Source organism: Protofrankia coriariae, from assembly GCF_001017755.1.
GTDB lineage: Bacteria > Actinomycetota > Actinomycetes > Frankiales > Frankiaceae > Protofrankia > Protofrankia coriariae.
This window is the reverse complement of the sequence record NZ_JWIO01000004.1, coordinates 108,474-123,563: the sequence shown is the minus strand read 5'-3', so window position 1 is coordinate 123,563 and position 15,090 is coordinate 108,474. Positions and strand designations below refer to the sequence as shown.

The window sequence follows — 15,090 nt, the reverse complement described above, 5'->3', positions numbered from 1 at the left end:
CGCCGACGGGCGCGGCGGCCGCCGAGCGCCTGGAGCAGGACGAGCACCTGGAGGAACTGGCATGTTGAAGGTCGCCTTCGCCACCAGCGACGGCATCGTCGTCGACCAGCATTTCGGCTCGTGCCGCCGGTTCGACGTCTACGAGGTGTCCGCGGAGCTCGCCTCGCTGTATGAGAGCCGGGTGCTCGACCCGGCCGTCGACGACGAGGCCGAGAAGATCGAAAGCCGGTTGGACGCCATCCGGGACTGCGCGATCCTGCACGTCGCCGCGATCGGCGGGACAGCCGCCGCGAAGGTGGTCCGGGCCCGCGTCCATCCGCTGAAGGTCACCGAGGACACCTCGATCGCGGACCAGATCGTCCGGCTGCAGCGGGTCCTCGCCGGCAACCCGCCGCCGTGGCTGCGCAAGCTGCTGCGCGCGAGCGGATCCGGCGCCACCCCCACCTGGAGCCCGCGATGACCATCGACAGCACCAGCACCAGCACCAGCAGTGCCGGCGGCGCGGGCGCGGACGTCGCCACCGGCTTCCTGCGCGACCTGATCGACCAGCTGCGCGCCGGGGACACCTACGGCCAGCTCGACCGCCTCGGCTGGGAGAAGCTGCTCAGCCCGTTCGTGCTCACCCCGCAGCGGCGCCGCGAGCTGGGGATCTCCTGTGATGTCGACCCGGCCACCGAGGGCCGGCTGCGCTCCTTCTACCAGGCGGTCGCCGCCGGCATCGAGAAGGCGACCGGCCTGGTCACCGGCTATCTGCTCGATCTCAGCCATGAGGGCTTCGGCCGGGTCACGGTGTTCACCGGCCGGCTCGTGGTCGTCTCCGAGGTGCTGCGTGACGCGCACCGTTTCGGCTTCGACTCCATCGACCATCTTGCCGGGCGTGGTGAGGCGCTGGTCGGCGCCGCCGCCGCGCTCGTGCGTGCCCACCCGGAGGTGGCCCGTGACGACTCCTGACGACATCCCCGAGCTGCGCACGAAGCTGAAGAAGCTCAACAGCCTCGCCACCCGTCTCAAGCTCGACCTGCACGATCTGGCCGAGGACCTGCCGGTCGGCTGGGAGCAGATCCTGGAGACGGCCACCGCGACCTACAACACCTACGTCGAGATCAACCGTCTCGAGCGCGAACTGGCGAAGGTGGACGCGGCATGACCGCGGCATCCGCCGAGCAGCTGCCACCCGCCGAACAGCTGCCACCCGGCGAGCGGCTGGCGCGCTTCCGCCAGTGCGCCACCGCCGAGGACTACTTCCAGGCCCTGGACGTCCCCTTCGACCCGAAGGTGGTCGCGGTCAACCGGCTGCACATCCTGCGGCACTTCTCCCGGGCCGTGGCCCGGACGGACGCGGAGAATCCCGCGCCGGGGGAGCGGCTGGCCGCCTACCGCGCCGCCCTGGTCGCCTCCTACGAGGCGTTCACCACGGCCGGCGCGCTCGACCACCGCCTGTTCAAGGTCCTCGCCGACCGCGCCCCCCAGGCGTTCGTCGCCCTGGACACCGTCACCGTTGAAGCCGAGAAGAGGGCCTGATGGACGTCAGTTTCGAGGAACCGCCGCTGTCCGAGGCCGCCTACGACGTCGGCGACACCGTCGTGGCCGTCAAGGACCTGCGTAACGACGGCACCTTCCCCGAGCCGGGGATCAGCGTCGGGGACGTGCTGGTGGAGACCGGGACCGTCGGTCACGTCCACGGTGTGGGCGTCTACCTGCAGGAGCACATCGTCTACGCGGTCGCGTTCAGCAACGGCCGGGTCGTGGGCTGTCTGGAGCGCGAGCTGGACCTGGTGACCGCCGCGCCGGGCCGGGAAGCGGGTGAGCGGCCATGACCCCCCAGTCAGCGCGGCCGGCGCCGGTACCGGCGCGCTCGATCCCCCTGACGGTGCTCTCCCCGGCCGAGGCGGCCGCGGCGTCGGCGCCGGTGGCCGCTGCGCCGTCGCCGGCGTCGTCGCCGGCGACGGGGTGCGCGTCCACTCAGGGATGCGGCACCAGCACGACCGGTCTGGACCCCGCGATCGCGGAGAAGGTCGCCAACCATCCCTGTTACAGCCAGGAGGCGCACCAGTACTACGCCCGGATGCACGTCCCGGTCGCGCCGGGCTGCAACATCCAGTGCAACTACTGCAACCGCAAGTTCGACTGCGCGAACGAGAGCCGCCCCGGCGTCACCAGCAAGCTGCTCACCCCGGAGCAGGCACTGGCCAAGGTCAAGCGGGTGGCCAGCGAGATCAAGCAGATGAGCGTGCTCGGCGTGGCCGGGCCCGGGGAGCCGCTGGCCAACGCGGGGCGCACCTTCCGCACGATGGAGCTGGTGGCCCGGGAGTGCCCGGACATCAAACTGTGCGTGTCCACGAACGGGCTCGCCCTCGTCGACCACGTCGACCGCATCGCGGATCTCGGCATCGACCATGTGACGATCACGATCAACATGATCGATCCCGAGGTCGGCGAACGGATCTACCCCTGGGTGGCCTTCCGCGGTAAGCGCCACACCGGCCGGGAGGCGTCGAAGATCCTTGTCGAGCGGCAGCTGGAGGGGCTCGCGGCGCTCACCGAACGCGGGATCCTGTGCAAGGTCAACTCGGTGATGATCCCCGGGGTCAACGACGAGCACCTGGTGGAGGTCTCCCGCACGGTCCGCGGCATGGGGGCCTTCCTGCACAACGTGATGCCGCTGGTGTCCGCCCCCGAGCACGGCACCCACTACGGCCTGACCGGGCAGCGCGGGCCGACCCCGCAGGAGCTCAAGGCGTTGCAGGACCGCTGCGAGGGCGACGACGGCGCGCAGATGAACATGATGCGCCACTGCCGGCAGTGCCGGGCCGACGCGGTCGGCCTGCTCGGGGAGGACCGCGGCGACGAGTTCGGCCCCGAGACCTACCTGGAGGGCGAGGTCACCTACGACCTGGCCGGCCGCCAGGAGGCGCACGCGGCGATCGAACGCTGGCGTTCCGACGTCCGTGCCACCCGGGAGGAGCTGCGGATCTCCGCCGGCGCGGCAAAGCCGGAACGCACGGTTCTGATCGCGGTCGCCACCAAGGGCGGGGGAGTGGTCAACCAGCACTTCGGCCACGCCGAGGAGTTCTGGATCTACGAGGCGGGCGAGCGGTGGGCGCGCCTGGTGGGCACCCGCAGCGTCGCGCGCTACTGCGAGGGCGCCTCCGAGTGCGATGACGAGGGGGAGAGCGGCAAGGGGGAGAGCGGCAAGGGATCGGTGCTCGACCGGACCGCCAGCATGCTGTCGGACTGCGCCGCCGTGCTGTGCAGCAGGATCGGTAACGGCCCGCGGGAGACGCTGGCCGCGGCCGGGATCGAAGCCGTCGAGTGCTACGACATCATCGACTCCGTGGTTGCCACCGAAGGTGCGCGGCTTGCGGCGCAGGGTGCCCAACAGACGGCGGACGACCTGTTCGAGGACACCCCGGACGAGCTGTCCGCCCCGCGCCCGCGGTCGGCCGGGCCGGTCGCGGCGGAGGTGGGATCATGATCACAAAATTGCAGGTCGTGCTCACCGAGCGTGCTGGCGAGCAGGTCCGGGCGCTGCTCGCCCGCGACGAGACGACCACCGGCTACGGCCTTCGGGTCGGCGCGGAGCCCGGCGGCTGCTCGGGCTACAAGTACAGCCTCGCGCTCGCGCCCGCCGCCGAGAAGGGCGACATCACCGTCCGCCAGGACGGGTTCGACGTGTTCGTCGCGTCCGAGTCCGCCTCGCTCGTCCACGGGGTCCGTATCGACTATGCGGAGTCGCTGACGTCGTCGGGTTTCGTCTTCTCCAACCCGCGGGCGGCGGATCCGTGCTCCTGCGGGTCGTCCTTCTCCGCGGACTCCGCGGACTCCGCGGAGCGTCAGGAGGGTGACGAAGATACCCTGTGGCGGCAGGTCGACGAGGCGATCCAGCAGGTAAGGCCGTTCCTGCAGCGTGACGGCGGGGACGTCACGGTCGTCGACATCACCGCGGGCGTCGTCTCCGTCCGCCTCACCGGAGCCTGCGGGGGATGTTCCGCTGCCCTGGACACGCTCACGGGCGTCATCGAGCGCCAGCTGAAGGAATCGGTGCCAGCGGTCGAGCGGGTCGTCCTCGCGTACTGACAACTCCGTCCGAGCGCATCTGAACGCATCTGGAGGTGGACCAGTGGATATCACGATCAGTTTCACCGAGCGGGCGGCCGGCCAGGTACGTGCGCTGCTCGATCGGGAGGGCGGCACGCCCACCGCAGGCCTGCGGGTCGGCGTCGACGGCAGCGGCGGCTGCGCCGGGCACCGGTACCGGCTGGCCGTCGAGCCCGCGCCGAGCGCCGGCGACGTCGTCACCCGGGTGGCGGACTTCGACGTGTTCGTCGCCGCCGACGCGGTCGACCAGTTCGACGGCATGCGCATCGACTACAGCGAGTCACTGATGTCGTCCGGCTTCACCTTCTACAACCCGCATGCGCGTAGCCACTGTATGTGTGGCCCGTCGTTCGTCCCGCCCGTCCAGCCGGACGGGGTGGAGACGTCGCTGCTGCAGAAGGCGAACGTGGCGATCCAGCACATCCGGCCGCACCTGCAGCTGGTGGGCCGGGACGCGTCCGTGGTCGGGGTCGCCGACGGCGTGGTCTCGGTGCGACTGACCGGCATCGGCCTCGAACGCGAGGCCGACGTCATCGAGCTGGTGAAAACGGTCGAACAGCAGCTCAAGGACGCCGTCCCCGCCGTCCGACGGGTCGTCCCCGCATCCGTGGGCCGGTAGCGGAAGGCAGGGGGACGGCATGGACATGCGGCGGTTCGAGCGTCAACTGACACTGAGCGGTTTCGGGCTACCGGGACAGGAGCGGCTGTGCGAGGCGACGGTGCTTGTGGCGGGTGTGGGTGGGGTAGGCGGCGCCGTCGCCACCTACCTGGCCGCGGCTGGCGTCGGGCGGCTGGTCCTCGTGCATCCCGGCGCCCTCGAGACACCCGACCTCAACCGACAGACGCTTATGCGACCCGACCGGGTCGGTGAGTCACGGGTGGCCTGCGCCGCCGGCACGTTGCGGGAGCACTACCCGGACGTCACGGTCGAGGCGTGGGACCGGGACCTGTTCGACCCGCTCCTGCCCGGTCTCGTCGCCGGCGCGGACGTGGTCGTCGACGCCCGCCACAACTTCCCCGAACGGTTCCGGATCAACCGGATGTGCCTGGACCTGGGGGTGCCGCTGGTCTTCGCGGCCATGAGCAACACCGAGGCCCAACTGCTGACGGTGCTGCCCGGCGACCCGTGCCTGCGCTGCGTGTTCGCCGACGGCGACCCGGAGTGGGAGCCGCTCGGCTTCTCGGTGCTCGGCGCGGTGGCCGGCACGGTGGGCTGCCTGGCCGCCATGGAGGTCATCAAGATTGTTTCTCGGTTTGGTGAGCCGTCCAGCGGGAAACTGCTCACCTTCGACCTGTGGGACATGGACTTCCGCTCGTTCCCGGTGGCCCACGACCCGCAGTGCGTCGACTGCGGGCCCGTCCGGCGGCAGCCGTCGCACCCCCAGCCGTACACGGTGCGCCGCGTCCCGCTGTCAGATGTGTCAGATGTGTCGGACGTGTCGGCAGGCGTGCCAGGCCTGGCGGACACGGCCGGCACAGCCGGGGCCGGTGGGCTGGCGGGGGCAGGGGCCGGCTCCTGCGTCCGGTGCGGTCACGACGATCCGCTGTGACCGGATCTCCCATGACCCCGATGATCTACTGTGACTACAACGCGACGACCCCGGNGACCCCGGTCGACCCGCGGGTGCTCGACGCGATGCTGCCGCTGTTCACCGAGGACTTCGCGAACGCCTCCAGCGGGCATGCCGCCGGCCGCGCGGCCGCCCGCCTGGTCGAGCGGGCCCGCGAGCAGGTCGCGGCCCTGGTCGGCGCCGGCCGGCGCAGCGTCGTGTTCACCGGCGGCGCCACCGAGGCGGCCAACCTCGCGATCCACGGCGTCCTCGCCGGTGCCGAGCCCGGCCGTCGGCGCGTCCTGGTGGCGGCCACCGAGCACAAGGCCGTTCTCGCGGCGGCCGGGCAGGCCGCGCGGCTGCACGGTGGCTCGGTCGAGCTGATCCGGGTGCTGCGCGACGGCACCCCCGATCTCGATCATCTCGCCGCGCTGCTGTCGAAGCTGTCGGGGCAGGTCGGGCTGGTCGCGGTGATGGCCGCGAACAGCGAGACCGGCGCGATCGCGGACATCCGGCAGGCCTGCCGGCTCACGCACGGCGCCGGCGCACTGTACCTGTGCGACGTCACCCAGGCCGCCGGCAAGATCCCCGTCGCCATGGAGACGCACGGGATCGACATCGCCGTGCTCAGCGCGCACAAGATATACGGACCCAAGGGGGTCGGCGCGCTCGTCGCCAGCCGTCCGCTGCAGAACCGGCTGACACCGTTGATCGTCGGCGGCGGCCAGGAGCGGGGGCTGCGCAGCGGCACCATCAACAGCGCCGGCATCGTCGGGTTCGGCCAGGCCGCGCAGCTCGCCGCCGAGCGGCTGCCCNGGCTGCCCGCCGACGCCGACCGGCTGCGCCACCTCACCGCGCTGCTGCACGGCCTGCTGACGGAGAAGCTCCCCGGCGTGGAGCTCAACGGCCCGACCGTCACCCGGCTGCCGAACACGGTGAACCTGCGTTTCGCCGGGGCGGACGCCGACGCGGTGATGACGTCGATGCCGCAGGTCGCGGTGTCGGCGGGCAGCGCCTGCAAGGGTTCGAGCACCGAGCCGTCCCACGTGCTGACGGCGATGGGGCTCGACACGACCGCCGCGTTGGAAAGCCTGCGCTTCAGCCTCGGCCGCCCCACCACCGAGGACGAGGTACACGCGCTGGCCACCCACGTTGCCACCGCCGTCACCCACGTCCGCTCCCTGCACACTCGCCCCCACACCACCCCCCGCGCCCACGCCTGACCGGCGGCCGCGGCGGAAACGCGGGTGGCACCATCATCCCGGCGATGGTTACCACCTATACCTCGTCTACCTCGTCGACGCTGGCCGAAGATGTAGGCGGAAAACATTGTCATGGCAGTGTTTTCCACCTGATACCGATATTTTTCACCTGGTACCGGTGTCGTTCCGTGATCCAATTGTGCTGTCCCGACCGGAGCTGCCGCGGCCGCCGTCCGTGCCGTTGCGGGATCTCCAGGCGGCGGAGGTGGCGCACATCGCCGGCCTGCTCACCTCGACCACCGAGGATTTCAACCTCGCCTGGCAGACATACCTCACCTGCGGCGGGTATCCGTGGGCGGTGAGCGAGTACCGCCGCACCGGAGTGGCCGGTGATGCTTTCCTGACCGACATCGAACCGACATCGAACAGTGGCTGCACCGCGATGTGGACCGGAACGCGCCGGAGGAGTCCATCCTCCGACCACTCGCTGGTCTCCACAGCCGTTGCGGTACCCCGATGAATGGACCAGGGCCGTGGTCGACCTGGGATATCCCTCCCGACAGGCATTCGACCTGCGCCTGGGGAAGCTCGTCCGGACGCTCGGAGAGCTCTGCTGTCATCAGATCGGTGCCGCGGTGCGCCGGGTGGCGGGCGCGTGGGCCGGGCTTTGCCTCGCTGATCCGATCATGGCTTGGTTGGGTCCCGGCTGCGGGCGCCGCCGGCTACGGCTTCCCGAAACGGCCTCCCGGAACCTGGCCCTGGGCGCACGCGCTGGCCACGTGCGCACCGTGTCCTCGCCATGCTCACCCCGACAAGACAAAAGGCGAGGACGGGAAGCGTCGTCTGGCCGACATTACGCCTCTCCAAAGCGGCCTTGTTACCGTGGCGTGATCTCAATAAAATCAGCTGCGACCGATGACCGCATCGAGCAATGGCAAACCGGGGGCAGCGCGTGGCGGGGGACAGCAGGACCATAGTGAGCGCACTCCTCACCGATGTGTGGGGTGCCGGGAAGGTCGATCTTATCGAGGATCTGATCGACGCCGAATACCGTAGTCATATCGAGGAGACCCATCCGGTCCGGTCCTCGCGTCGGACGGGTCCTGTCATTCCGCGCCTCGAGATCATCGCCTACCGCTCGGGTATACCGAACCTCAGCCTGGACGTCACGGCTGTTCTCGCTGACGGGGACACCGTCGTGGCGATATGGACGATGTCAGGCGACAACACCGCCGACGCCAGCGTCGAGGGCGGCGACGAGGTGATTCCGTCGTCCGGACGCCGCGTCGAGGCGACCGGTATCGGGTTGTTCGTCGTCAGGGACTCCAGGATCACGAAGGCGACATACCACTGGAATCCGTTGGGCCCGCTGACGCAGCTACGATTCTTCGCCACGGGTACTCTCGAGATCGGGCTCGGCGACGGGACGGTGAGTCTCCAGCGATGAGCGACACTTCGAATGTTGTGATCGTGGACCCGGCGAATCCTGTGGTCCGGCCGCTGTTCGAGGTTTCATCCGCGCTGCCGGAAAGCCTCGAATTCGATATCAAGCCCGTGTGGACCGCGCTCGCCGTTCCCCCCTCGGCCTTTCCCGCGAGGCTCGGCGGCTACACCGAGCCGAGCGAGTCCCCGTACGCGCGGCGCAAGGGCGCGTTCGACAGCGCGGCCCGGGGTTTCGGTGCCACCGCCGACCGCATCTGGTTCTTCCGGGGAGCCAACTTCATCCGCTATTTCGAGCGCCCGGAGCGCAGGGACGACACCAGCGATTGGTTACGGACAGCCACATACTGGCCTGGTCTTCCAGCAAACATCAGTACGCGCATCGACGCGGTACTCACTGGCAACGTCGCGCCATATGAGGGCCACCTGTGGCTGTTCAGCGGCAGTCAGTACATTCGCTATGACCCGAACAACGACACAGTAGTCGTCGGAGCTCGGCCCATAGCCGGGCACTGGGGTCTGCCCGACGGGTTCGCGCAGGGTTTCGACGCGGCCATCCACGGGGTCGGCGACTACCTGGGCATCGCCTGGTTCTTCAAGGGCAGCCAGTACGTGCGCTACAACATCCATACGGACACGACCGAGTTCGGGCCCGTGGACATCGCGTCGATGTGGCACAACTGGCCCGACTCCTTCGCCGACGGGGTTGACTTCGCGTTCTACGGAACCGGGCCGCACGAGGAGCACATCTACTTCTTCCGCGGCGACAGGTACATCCGCTACAACCTGCCCGCCGACCGCGTCGAGGACGGTCCGTTGAACGCGACGGACGCGTGGCCCGCACTGGGCCGGTTCATGCCGGTGCCGCAACTGTTCCTGCGCGAAAAGTACACGCTGTCGACCTTCCACGGTGAGATGGGAAGGGCCGGCGTCGTCGGCGTGCCCACCCAGGTCGGCGGACACACCAGGACGGAATTCTACGTCGTCACGAAGAAGACGCAGGCCACCAACGAATCGATGTCGACCAACATCCTGGAAAGCAGCTCGCAACAGGTCGTGAACAACTTTTCCGACAGCCTGCGCACGGACACCTCGAGCTCCGAAAGCCACGACAACTACGACTACGGCATGGACGCCTCGTTCCACGGCGAGGCGCAGGCGACCGGGCTTACCGGCGGCGAGGTCAACGCCGATCTACATGTCAAGGGCGCCACGCATGACGTCCGTACGTCGTTCGCCAGGGCCGTCGGCGACCAGGTGAACAAGGCGAGGCAGGACTCGCACGAGCGGCACTCGCAGCAGGTCAGCACCCAGGACTCCTCGTACCAGGTCAACGTGGAGACGGAGACCGGGTTCAAGCAGGTGGTCGACAACACCCAGAATCCCGACGCGATCAATTTCGTGTTGTACCAGCTCACCCAGGAATACATCCTGGTGCTGAGCCTGGTGGACGCGGAGCTCGTGTTCCGCAACGGGGACGACCGGGCGGCGGCATCGGTCTCCATACGCGACATGGGGAAGCTGCTCGACAACTGCGTGGCGGACGCCGCCGCCCGCGCCGACGTGGCACGGGCGGTGGTCGTCACGCTGACCTCCGTGACCGACGCCACCGGAGCGACACGCTCCCTGCTGGCCGCGGGTGTGACACCGGACGCCCCTGCCGGCGCCGCGGTCGACCGGTCGGTACGAACCTCGTTCACGGTGAAGAACTCCGAGGGAAATCCCGTACGCAACATCGATGTCGACGGCATCATTATCAGCGTTGAACGCCCGGTGGTGCTCACCGCGAACACGGCGCTGGCCACTCTCCACGGATCCGGGTGAAACGCCGCACCGCGTCCAGCAGAACCAGACACCGGCAGCGCTGCCATACCGGCGCCATACCGGCGTTCCCGAGCATCCAGCAAAGTTCTGAAGGCGGTCCCACCCGCCCCACTTTTCGTTTCCAGCAATCCGGAGGTATGTAGTGTCCAAGGCCTACGTGACCCGAGGCGGCCGGTACCTGCGTTACGACGTCGACGGCGACGCCGCGGACGCCGGGTATCCGAAGGCGCTCACTGACGGCTGGTCCGGGCTGTCCGGCACGGGCTTCGAGACCGGGATCGACGCGGCGCTCGACCTCGGCACGGGCAAGGTATACCTGTTCAGGGGCCCGAACTACCTGCGGATCGACCAGCAGCGCAACCAGGTTGACGAAGAGCCGAGACCCATCGCGGGCGCATGGGCCGGGCTCGCCGAGGCAGGCTTCGCCGACGGGGTCGACGCGGCCATCAACTGGGGCAACGGCAAGGCGTACTTCTTCCGCGGCGACTCCTACGTGCAGTACGACATCGGCGCCGACCGGGTCGACGACGGCTACCCACAGCCGATCGCGCAGGACTGGCCCGGGTTCGCCGACGCGGGCTTCGCCGACGGGGTCGACGCGGCCATCAACTGGGGCAACGGCAAGGCGTATTTCTTCCGCGGCGATTCCTACCTGCGCTACTCGATCGGCGTCGGAACCGACGAGGGGTATCCGCGGCCGATCGCCGGGAACTGGCCAGGGCTTGGCGAGGCGGGTTTCAGCGACGGCCTCGACGCAATCTGGGTGAAGCTCACCTCGGCGCCCGCGCCCGGACCGGGGCCGGCTCCGTCCGGCGTCGGCCTCGTCCCCGGTGACCATGTCTGGTACTACAACGGCCAGATATCCACCGACCGCGACATCCCACGAGCTGTGTGGTTCCCCGGCTCGCAAAGCCCGACGGACTATCTCGGCCACGGCGATGAGATCTTCAACTTCGTCATCCACGCCGATGCCATCTACCGCGGCCGCCCGCACATGCGCGGCCGGGAGGGCACCTATGCCTGGCTGAACAACAACCCCGGCAACATCACCGGCGTCCCCGGCGGCACCGACTACGGCCAGTATCGGGACAAGTTCAACTGGCACCGATTCATCATCTTCCCGACTCGTCAGGCAGGGTACGACGCCATCGCCGCTTTCCTTCGCCAGGCCAGCTACCCTGCGAAAACCACCGGTGTGCGGCAGTGGCCGGCCGGCCGCTACCGCGACCTCGGCATCACCGAGGCGTTTCACCGGTACGCGCCCGCCGAGGACGGCAACGACCCTGACAGCTACGGGGCCGCGGTCGCCGCCGCCGCGGGGGTGTCGACGACCACGTTGATCAGCGAGTTGACCGACGCGCAGATGGCCCACATGCAGAACAAGATCGCCGAAATCGAGGGTGCGGTGCCTGGAGTGATATTTGCCCCGGACTCCGCTGACCTACCCGACGCCGTCCGCGCCGCCCTCGCCTAGAGAGCCGGGGGTCACGTCCGGCATCTGGCATGTCCGGCGCGTCGACGACGGGCTCACCCACGAGGCCGTCCTCCGGCTGACGCAGGGAGAAGGCTTCCCGGCTCCGCCACCGTGACGGATCCACAGCTGCCCGTCCCGCCTGTGGGGGCTGGCGGCACCATCGGATTGTGACAGGAAGTAGAAAATCTACATCTGTCCGTACCGGGAGCCGAACCGGCTCCAGCCCGGTCCGCGGCGGGCAAGAGTCCACTACCAGGAGCGGAGCCCACCGCACAAACCATGGTTCCGGTAAGTTGATCTTGTCGGGAATCCGGCTCCTGAGAAGATCACATAATTGCCTGACGATCAGATTCGGGCTCGGCCGGCCGCGTTACCTGTGATTACCGCGGGTCCGGGCCGTGGTCGGTCGGGGGGTTTTCGGCTGTGCCGGCGAAGCCGGCGGCGAGCTTCCGCATGGCGGCGTCCAGGAGTTCGGTGAGTTCCAGGTTCTCGTGGCGTAGCCACTGTTCGTAGGCGGCGATCGCCACGCCCAGAGTGGCGTACGCGATCGCCTGCGGGGCCAGGGCGTGCTCGTCCTGGCCGATGCGGTTACCGATGAACTCGGAGATGACCTGCCGCCACGCGACATAGCGCAGGGTCGAGTGCGCCTGCAGGGCCGGGGTGCCCAGAATGAGCCGCATCCGCCGGCGGTGCCAGGGGATCTCGGCGGGGTTGACCCGGTTGAACTCGATCAGCGCCTGGCGGACGGCGTCCATCAGCGGGACGTCGGGCGGGTAGGTGCGCAGGTCCGCGCGCAGCCGGGCCAGTTCCTCGTCGAAAGCGCCCCAGACGACGTCGTTCTTGGACGGGAAGTAGCGGAAGAACGTCCGCCGCCCGATACCGGCGGCGCGGGCGATGTCGTCGACGGTTGTCCGCTCGAAGCCGCGTTCGGCGAAGAGCTCGAACGCCAGATGCTCCAGCTCGGCGCGGCTGGTGACGGGGTTGCGGCCACCCCGGCCGCCGGATGTGCCGGATGTGCCGGGTGCGCGCTCTTCGCGCTGGTTCCGCATCGCCTCTTCCGGGTGGCATTGAGTGCCAATATTATGCGTGCCTGCGGTCACAGCGAATCATGTTGTCGGACGGGAGCATGCCATGCCGCACCGGATGCCCGGGTCGTGCCGGACGCGCGCGGCGGGCGGCCCACGCCCGGCGCGCGTCCGGAAGCCGCCGGACGCCGGCAGTGGCCGACCGACTGCCCACCGCGGGCACGCTCGCCAGCGGCGGGAAGGGCGGTGACCCGGCCAGCGGCGCCCACGGACGCGGTGGCCGAAGGGACAGCGGCAGGTACGGCAAGCGAGGGAACAGCGGGCGAGGGAACAGCAGGCACCGCGCGGGCCGCGGCCGGGGGGACGGCGACGGACCCGCAGGCGGGCAGCGGCCGGGTGGCGGTGGTGACGGGGGCGGCCCGCGGCATCGGCGCGGCCGTGGCGGGCCAGCTGGCCGCGCAGGGGTGGCGGGTCGTCGCGGTGGACGTGTGCGCCGACCTGCCCGGCGTCGCCTACCCGCTGGGGACGCCGGAGGAACTGCGCGCGCTCGCCCGGCGCTGGCCCGGCCGGGTCCGCGACGTGGTCGCCGACGTGCGCGAGGCACAGGCCCTGGCCGAGGCCGTCGAGCTGGCCGAGCGCGAGTTCGGGGGAGTGCACGCCGCGGTGGCCGCCGCCGCGGTGATGGCCGGCGGCCGTCCGCTGTGGGAGACCACGGACGCCGAGTGGGACGTCCTGTTCGAGGTCGGTGTCCGCGGAGTGCTCAACCTCGCCCGCGCGGCCGTGCCCGCCCTGCTGCGTGCCGCGCCGCCGCGCTCCGGCCGGTTCGTCGCGCTGGCGTCGGCGGCGGCCCATCGCGGCCTGTGGCATCTGGCCGCCTACAACGCCGCGAAGCACGCCGTCGTGGGGCTGGTGCGCGGGCTCGCGACCGACCTGCGGGGCACCGGTGTCACGGCCACCGCGGTGTCCCCGGGCTCCACCCGCACGGCCATGCTGGACGCGACCGCCGCCCTCTACGACCTGCCGGACGTCGACGGGTTCGCCGGATACCAGCTCCTCGACCGCCTGCTGCGGCCGGAGGAGGTCGCCGCCACCGTGTGCTGGCTGTGCGGCGAGGGCTCGTCCGCGATCACCGGCACCGTGGTGCACGCCGACGGCGGCTTCACCGCGTGACAGGCACCGTGGGCCCGGCGGGCTCCCGCGACGCGGACACCGCTGTGACGAACGCCGGAAATCCCGCGAGCCCCAGGAATCCCGCGGACTCCGGGAGACCCGCGAAGCGCGCGGACGACGCCTTGGATGCCGCGGGCTCCCAGAGCCCAGGCACTCCCGCGGCGGGAGCCGGNCTCCCGCGGCGGGAGCCGGCGGCACCCGGGACGAGGGCCGCGCGGGCTCGGGAAGCCCGGCGGACGGCGTCCTGCGGCTGGTCTTCGACCCTGGTACGCGCCGGTGGGCCGACGGGCAGGTGCTGCTTGGCGGTTCCCCGCTGCGGGTCCTGCGGCTGCCCGCCGCCGGCGCCCGGCTGGTCGAGGAGTGGATGCGCGGGCAGCCGGTCGGGCCCGATCCGGCGCGGCGGCGGCTGGCGGACCGGCTGGTGGCGGCCGGAATCGCCCACCCGGTCTACGAACGTCCCCGGCTGCGCCTGTCCGACGTCACGCTCGTCGTCCCCGTGCGCGACCACGCCGCCGCCCTGGAACGGCTGCTCGCCGCGCTGGGCGCGGCAGGTGAGGTGGGTACGGCGGGCGGGGCGAACAAGGCGGGCGGGGCGAACAAAGCTGGCGAGGAGAACGATGCGGGCGAGGGGGATGCGAGGGAGACAAGGAAGGCGGGGGAGGCGGGGGAGCTGGCGGAAGTGATCGTCGTGGACGACGGATCCGTGCCGCCGCTGCCGCGGGCGACAGCCCGCCACCAGCGGCCCCGCGGCCCGGCCGCCGCGCGCAACACCGGCTGGCGGCGGGCGGGCACCGAGCTGGTGGCCTTCCTGGACGCCGACGTGCGGCCCGAGCCGGGCTGGCTGGAGCCGCTGCTGGCGCACTTCGACGCCCCGGACGTCGCCGCGGTGGCCCCCCGGGTGACCAGCCTGCCTGGGCGGTCGTTGCTGGCCCGCTACGAGCGGGCGCGCTCGTCGCTGGACCTCGGCGGCGTCGCGGCGCCGGTGCGGCCGGCCAGCCGGGTGAGCTACGTCCCCTCGGCCGCGCTCGTGGTGCGTGCCGCCGCCCTGCGGGAGCTGCGCGGTTTCGACGAGCGGATGCGCTTCGGCGAGGACGTGGACCTGGTGTGGCGGCTGGTGCGTGCCGGCTGGCAGGTCCGTTACGAGCCCGTGTCGCGGGTCGGGCACGCTCCCCGCGGCCGGTGGACGGCGTGGCTGCGGCAGCGTTTCGACTACGGGACGTCGGCGGCGCCGCTGGCGACCCGGCACGGTGGTGCCGTCGCGCCGGTGCGGATGTCGGTGTGGAGCGCGCTGTCGTGGGCGGCGGTGG

18 protein-coding genes (1 of these 18 cut by a window edge) are annotated in these 15,090 nt (G+C 70.5%); 17 read left to right on the top strand and 1 reads right to left on the bottom strand.

Annotated features, from left to right (window positions below; translation table 11 throughout):
• The 15 genes from nifN to FrCorBMG51_RS24655 all read left to right on the top strand — a co-directional run.
• Positions 1-68 carry the 3' portion of a nitrogenase iron-molybdenum cofactor biosynthesis protein NifN gene (gene nifN, locus FrCorBMG51_RS04340; RefSeq protein WP_047221806.1) on the top strand. The gene continues 1,351 nt to the left of window position 1, outside the view, so the window shows 68 of its 1,419 coding nt (coding positions 1,352-1,419); its start codon lies off the left edge, out of view; it ends in the stop codon at positions 66-68.
• Positions 62-460, top strand: coding sequence for a nitrogen fixation protein NifX (gene nifX / locus FrCorBMG51_RS04335; RefSeq protein WP_013874043.1), 399 nt, complete (start codon positions 62-64; stop codon positions 458-460). Before nifN ends, nifX begins: the two co-directional genes overlap by 7 nt.
• Positions 457-951: a NifX-associated nitrogen fixation protein gene (locus FrCorBMG51_RS04330; RefSeq protein WP_235433302.1), complete on the top strand. Its 495-nt coding sequence runs from the start codon at positions 457-459 to the stop codon at positions 949-951. Before nifX ends, FrCorBMG51_RS04330 begins: the two co-directional genes overlap by 4 nt.
• A complete protein-coding gene (locus FrCorBMG51_RS04325) occupies positions 938-1,147 on the top strand; it encodes a CCE_0567 family metalloprotein (protein WP_013874041.1) in 210 nt (69 codons plus the stop codon). Before FrCorBMG51_RS04330 ends, FrCorBMG51_RS04325 begins: the two co-directional genes overlap by 14 nt.
• Positions 1,144-1,521, top strand: coding sequence for a nitrogenase-stabilizing/protective protein NifW (nifW, locus tag FrCorBMG51_RS04320; RefSeq protein WP_047221805.1), 378 nt, complete (start codon positions 1,144-1,146; stop codon positions 1,519-1,521). Before FrCorBMG51_RS04325 ends, nifW begins: the two co-directional genes overlap by 4 nt.
• Positions 1,521-1,817 (top strand): nitrogen fixation protein NifZ, encoded by a 297-nt coding sequence (locus tag FrCorBMG51_RS04315; protein WP_047221804.1) that lies wholly within the window; start codon positions 1,521-1,523, stop codon positions 1,815-1,817. Before nifW ends, FrCorBMG51_RS04315 begins: the two co-directional genes overlap by 1 nt.
• Entirely contained in the window at positions 1,814-3,475 is a 1,662-nt protein-coding gene (gene nifB / locus FrCorBMG51_RS04310) for a nitrogenase cofactor biosynthesis protein NifB (protein ID WP_047221803.1), read from the top strand. Before FrCorBMG51_RS04315 ends, nifB begins: the two co-directional genes overlap by 4 nt.
• Entirely contained in the window at positions 3,472-4,077 is a 606-nt protein-coding gene (locus FrCorBMG51_RS04305) for an iron-sulfur cluster assembly accessory protein (RefSeq protein ID WP_047221802.1), read from the top strand. Before nifB ends, FrCorBMG51_RS04305 begins: the two co-directional genes overlap by 4 nt.
• 43 nt (positions 4,078-4,120) lie before the next feature.
• The gene (locus tag FrCorBMG51_RS04300; protein ID WP_047221801.1) at positions 4,121-4,717 is read left to right on the top strand and encodes an iron-sulfur cluster assembly accessory protein; all 597 of its coding nucleotides are present in this window, start codon (positions 4,121-4,123) and stop codon (positions 4,715-4,717) included.
• Between the two features lie 19 nt (positions 4,718-4,736).
• Positions 4,737-5,648, top strand: coding sequence for a HesA/MoeB/ThiF family protein (locus FrCorBMG51_RS04295; protein ID WP_047221800.1), 912 nt, complete (start codon positions 4,737-4,739; stop codon positions 5,646-5,648).
• Between the two features lie 11 nt (positions 5,649-5,659).
• Positions 5,660-6,871, top strand: a complete 1,212-nt coding sequence (locus FrCorBMG51_RS04290; RefSeq protein ID WP_086055235.1) for a cysteine desulfurase family protein — start codon at positions 5,660-5,662, stop codon at positions 6,869-6,871.
• Between the two features lie 157 nt (positions 6,872-7,028).
• The gene (locus tag FrCorBMG51_RS04285; RefSeq protein WP_235433301.1) at positions 7,029-7,370 is read left to right on the top strand and encodes a hypothetical protein; all 342 of its coding nucleotides are present in this window, start codon (positions 7,029-7,031) and stop codon (positions 7,368-7,370) included.
• A gap of 456 nt (positions 7,371-7,826) precedes the next feature.
• On the top strand, positions 7,827-8,297 hold the full coding sequence (locus FrCorBMG51_RS04280; protein WP_047221798.1) for an ester cyclase: 471 nt from the start codon (positions 7,827-7,829) through the stop codon (positions 8,295-8,297).
• Complete coding sequence (locus FrCorBMG51_RS04275) at positions 8,294-10,114, top strand: hemopexin repeat-containing protein (protein ID WP_157180383.1); 1,821 nt, start codon at positions 8,294-8,296, stop codon at positions 10,112-10,114. Before FrCorBMG51_RS04280 ends, FrCorBMG51_RS04275 begins: the two co-directional genes overlap by 4 nt.
• 142 nt (positions 10,115-10,256) lie before the next feature.
• A complete protein-coding gene (locus FrCorBMG51_RS24655; RefSeq protein ID WP_052914277.1) occupies positions 10,257-11,588 on the top strand; it encodes a hemopexin repeat-containing protein in 1,332 nt (443 codons plus the stop codon).
• A 380-nt stretch (positions 11,589-11,968) separates the two neighbouring features.
• Here the strand turns inward: FrCorBMG51_RS24655 and mftR are convergent, their stop codons facing one another.
• A complete protein-coding gene (gene mftR / locus FrCorBMG51_RS04265; protein WP_047221796.1) occupies positions 11,969-12,637 on the bottom strand; it encodes a mycofactocin system transcriptional regulator in 669 nt (222 codons plus the stop codon).
• A 222-nt stretch (positions 12,638-12,859) separates the two neighbouring features.
• On the opposite strand from mftR, the gene FrCorBMG51_RS04260 reads away from it, so the two are divergent.
• Entirely contained in the window at positions 12,860-13,783 is a 924-nt protein-coding gene (locus FrCorBMG51_RS04260; RefSeq protein WP_338052680.1) for a mycofactocin-coupled SDR family oxidoreductase, read from the top strand.
• A gap of 292 nt (positions 13,784-14,075) precedes the next feature.
• A partial coding sequence (gene mftF, locus FrCorBMG51_RS30550) for a mycofactocin biosynthesis glycosyltransferase MftF (RefSeq protein WP_235433300.1) occupies positions 14,076-15,090 on the top strand: 1,015 nt, incomplete at its 3' end.

Excerpts from the sequence above, each read along its gene's own strand:
- nifX (WP_013874043.1), top strand. The coding sequence starts at position 62 with ATGTTGAAGGTCGCCTTCGCCACCAGCGACGGCATCGTCGTCGACCAG.
- nifB (WP_047221803.1), top strand. The coding sequence starts at position 1,814 with ATGACCCCCCAGTCAGCGCGGCCGGCGCCGGTACCGGCGCGCTCGATC.
- mftR (WP_047221796.1), bottom strand. The coding sequence starts at position 12,637 with ATGCGGAACCAGCGCGAAGAGCGCGCACCCGGCACATCCGGCACATCC.
- nifW (WP_047221805.1), top strand. The coding sequence starts at position 1,144 with ATGACCGCGGCATCCGCCGAGCAGCTGCCACCCGCCGAACAGCTGCCA.
- FrCorBMG51_RS04315 (WP_047221804.1), top strand. The coding sequence starts at position 1,521 with ATGGACGTCAGTTTCGAGGAACCGCCGCTGTCCGAGGCCGCCTACGAC.
- FrCorBMG51_RS04295 (WP_047221800.1), top strand. The coding sequence starts at position 4,737 with ATGGACATGCGGCGGTTCGAGCGTCAACTGACACTGAGCGGTTTCGGG.
- FrCorBMG51_RS04305 (WP_047221802.1), top strand. The coding sequence starts at position 3,472 with ATGATCACAAAATTGCAGGTCGTGCTCACCGAGCGTGCTGGCGAGCAG.
- FrCorBMG51_RS04330 (WP_235433302.1), top strand. The coding sequence starts at position 457 with ATGACCATCGACAGCACCAGCACCAGCACCAGCAGTGCCGGCGGCGCG.
- FrCorBMG51_RS04275 (WP_157180383.1), top strand. The coding sequence starts at position 8,294 with ATGAGCGACACTTCGAATGTTGTGATCGTGGACCCGGCGAATCCTGTG.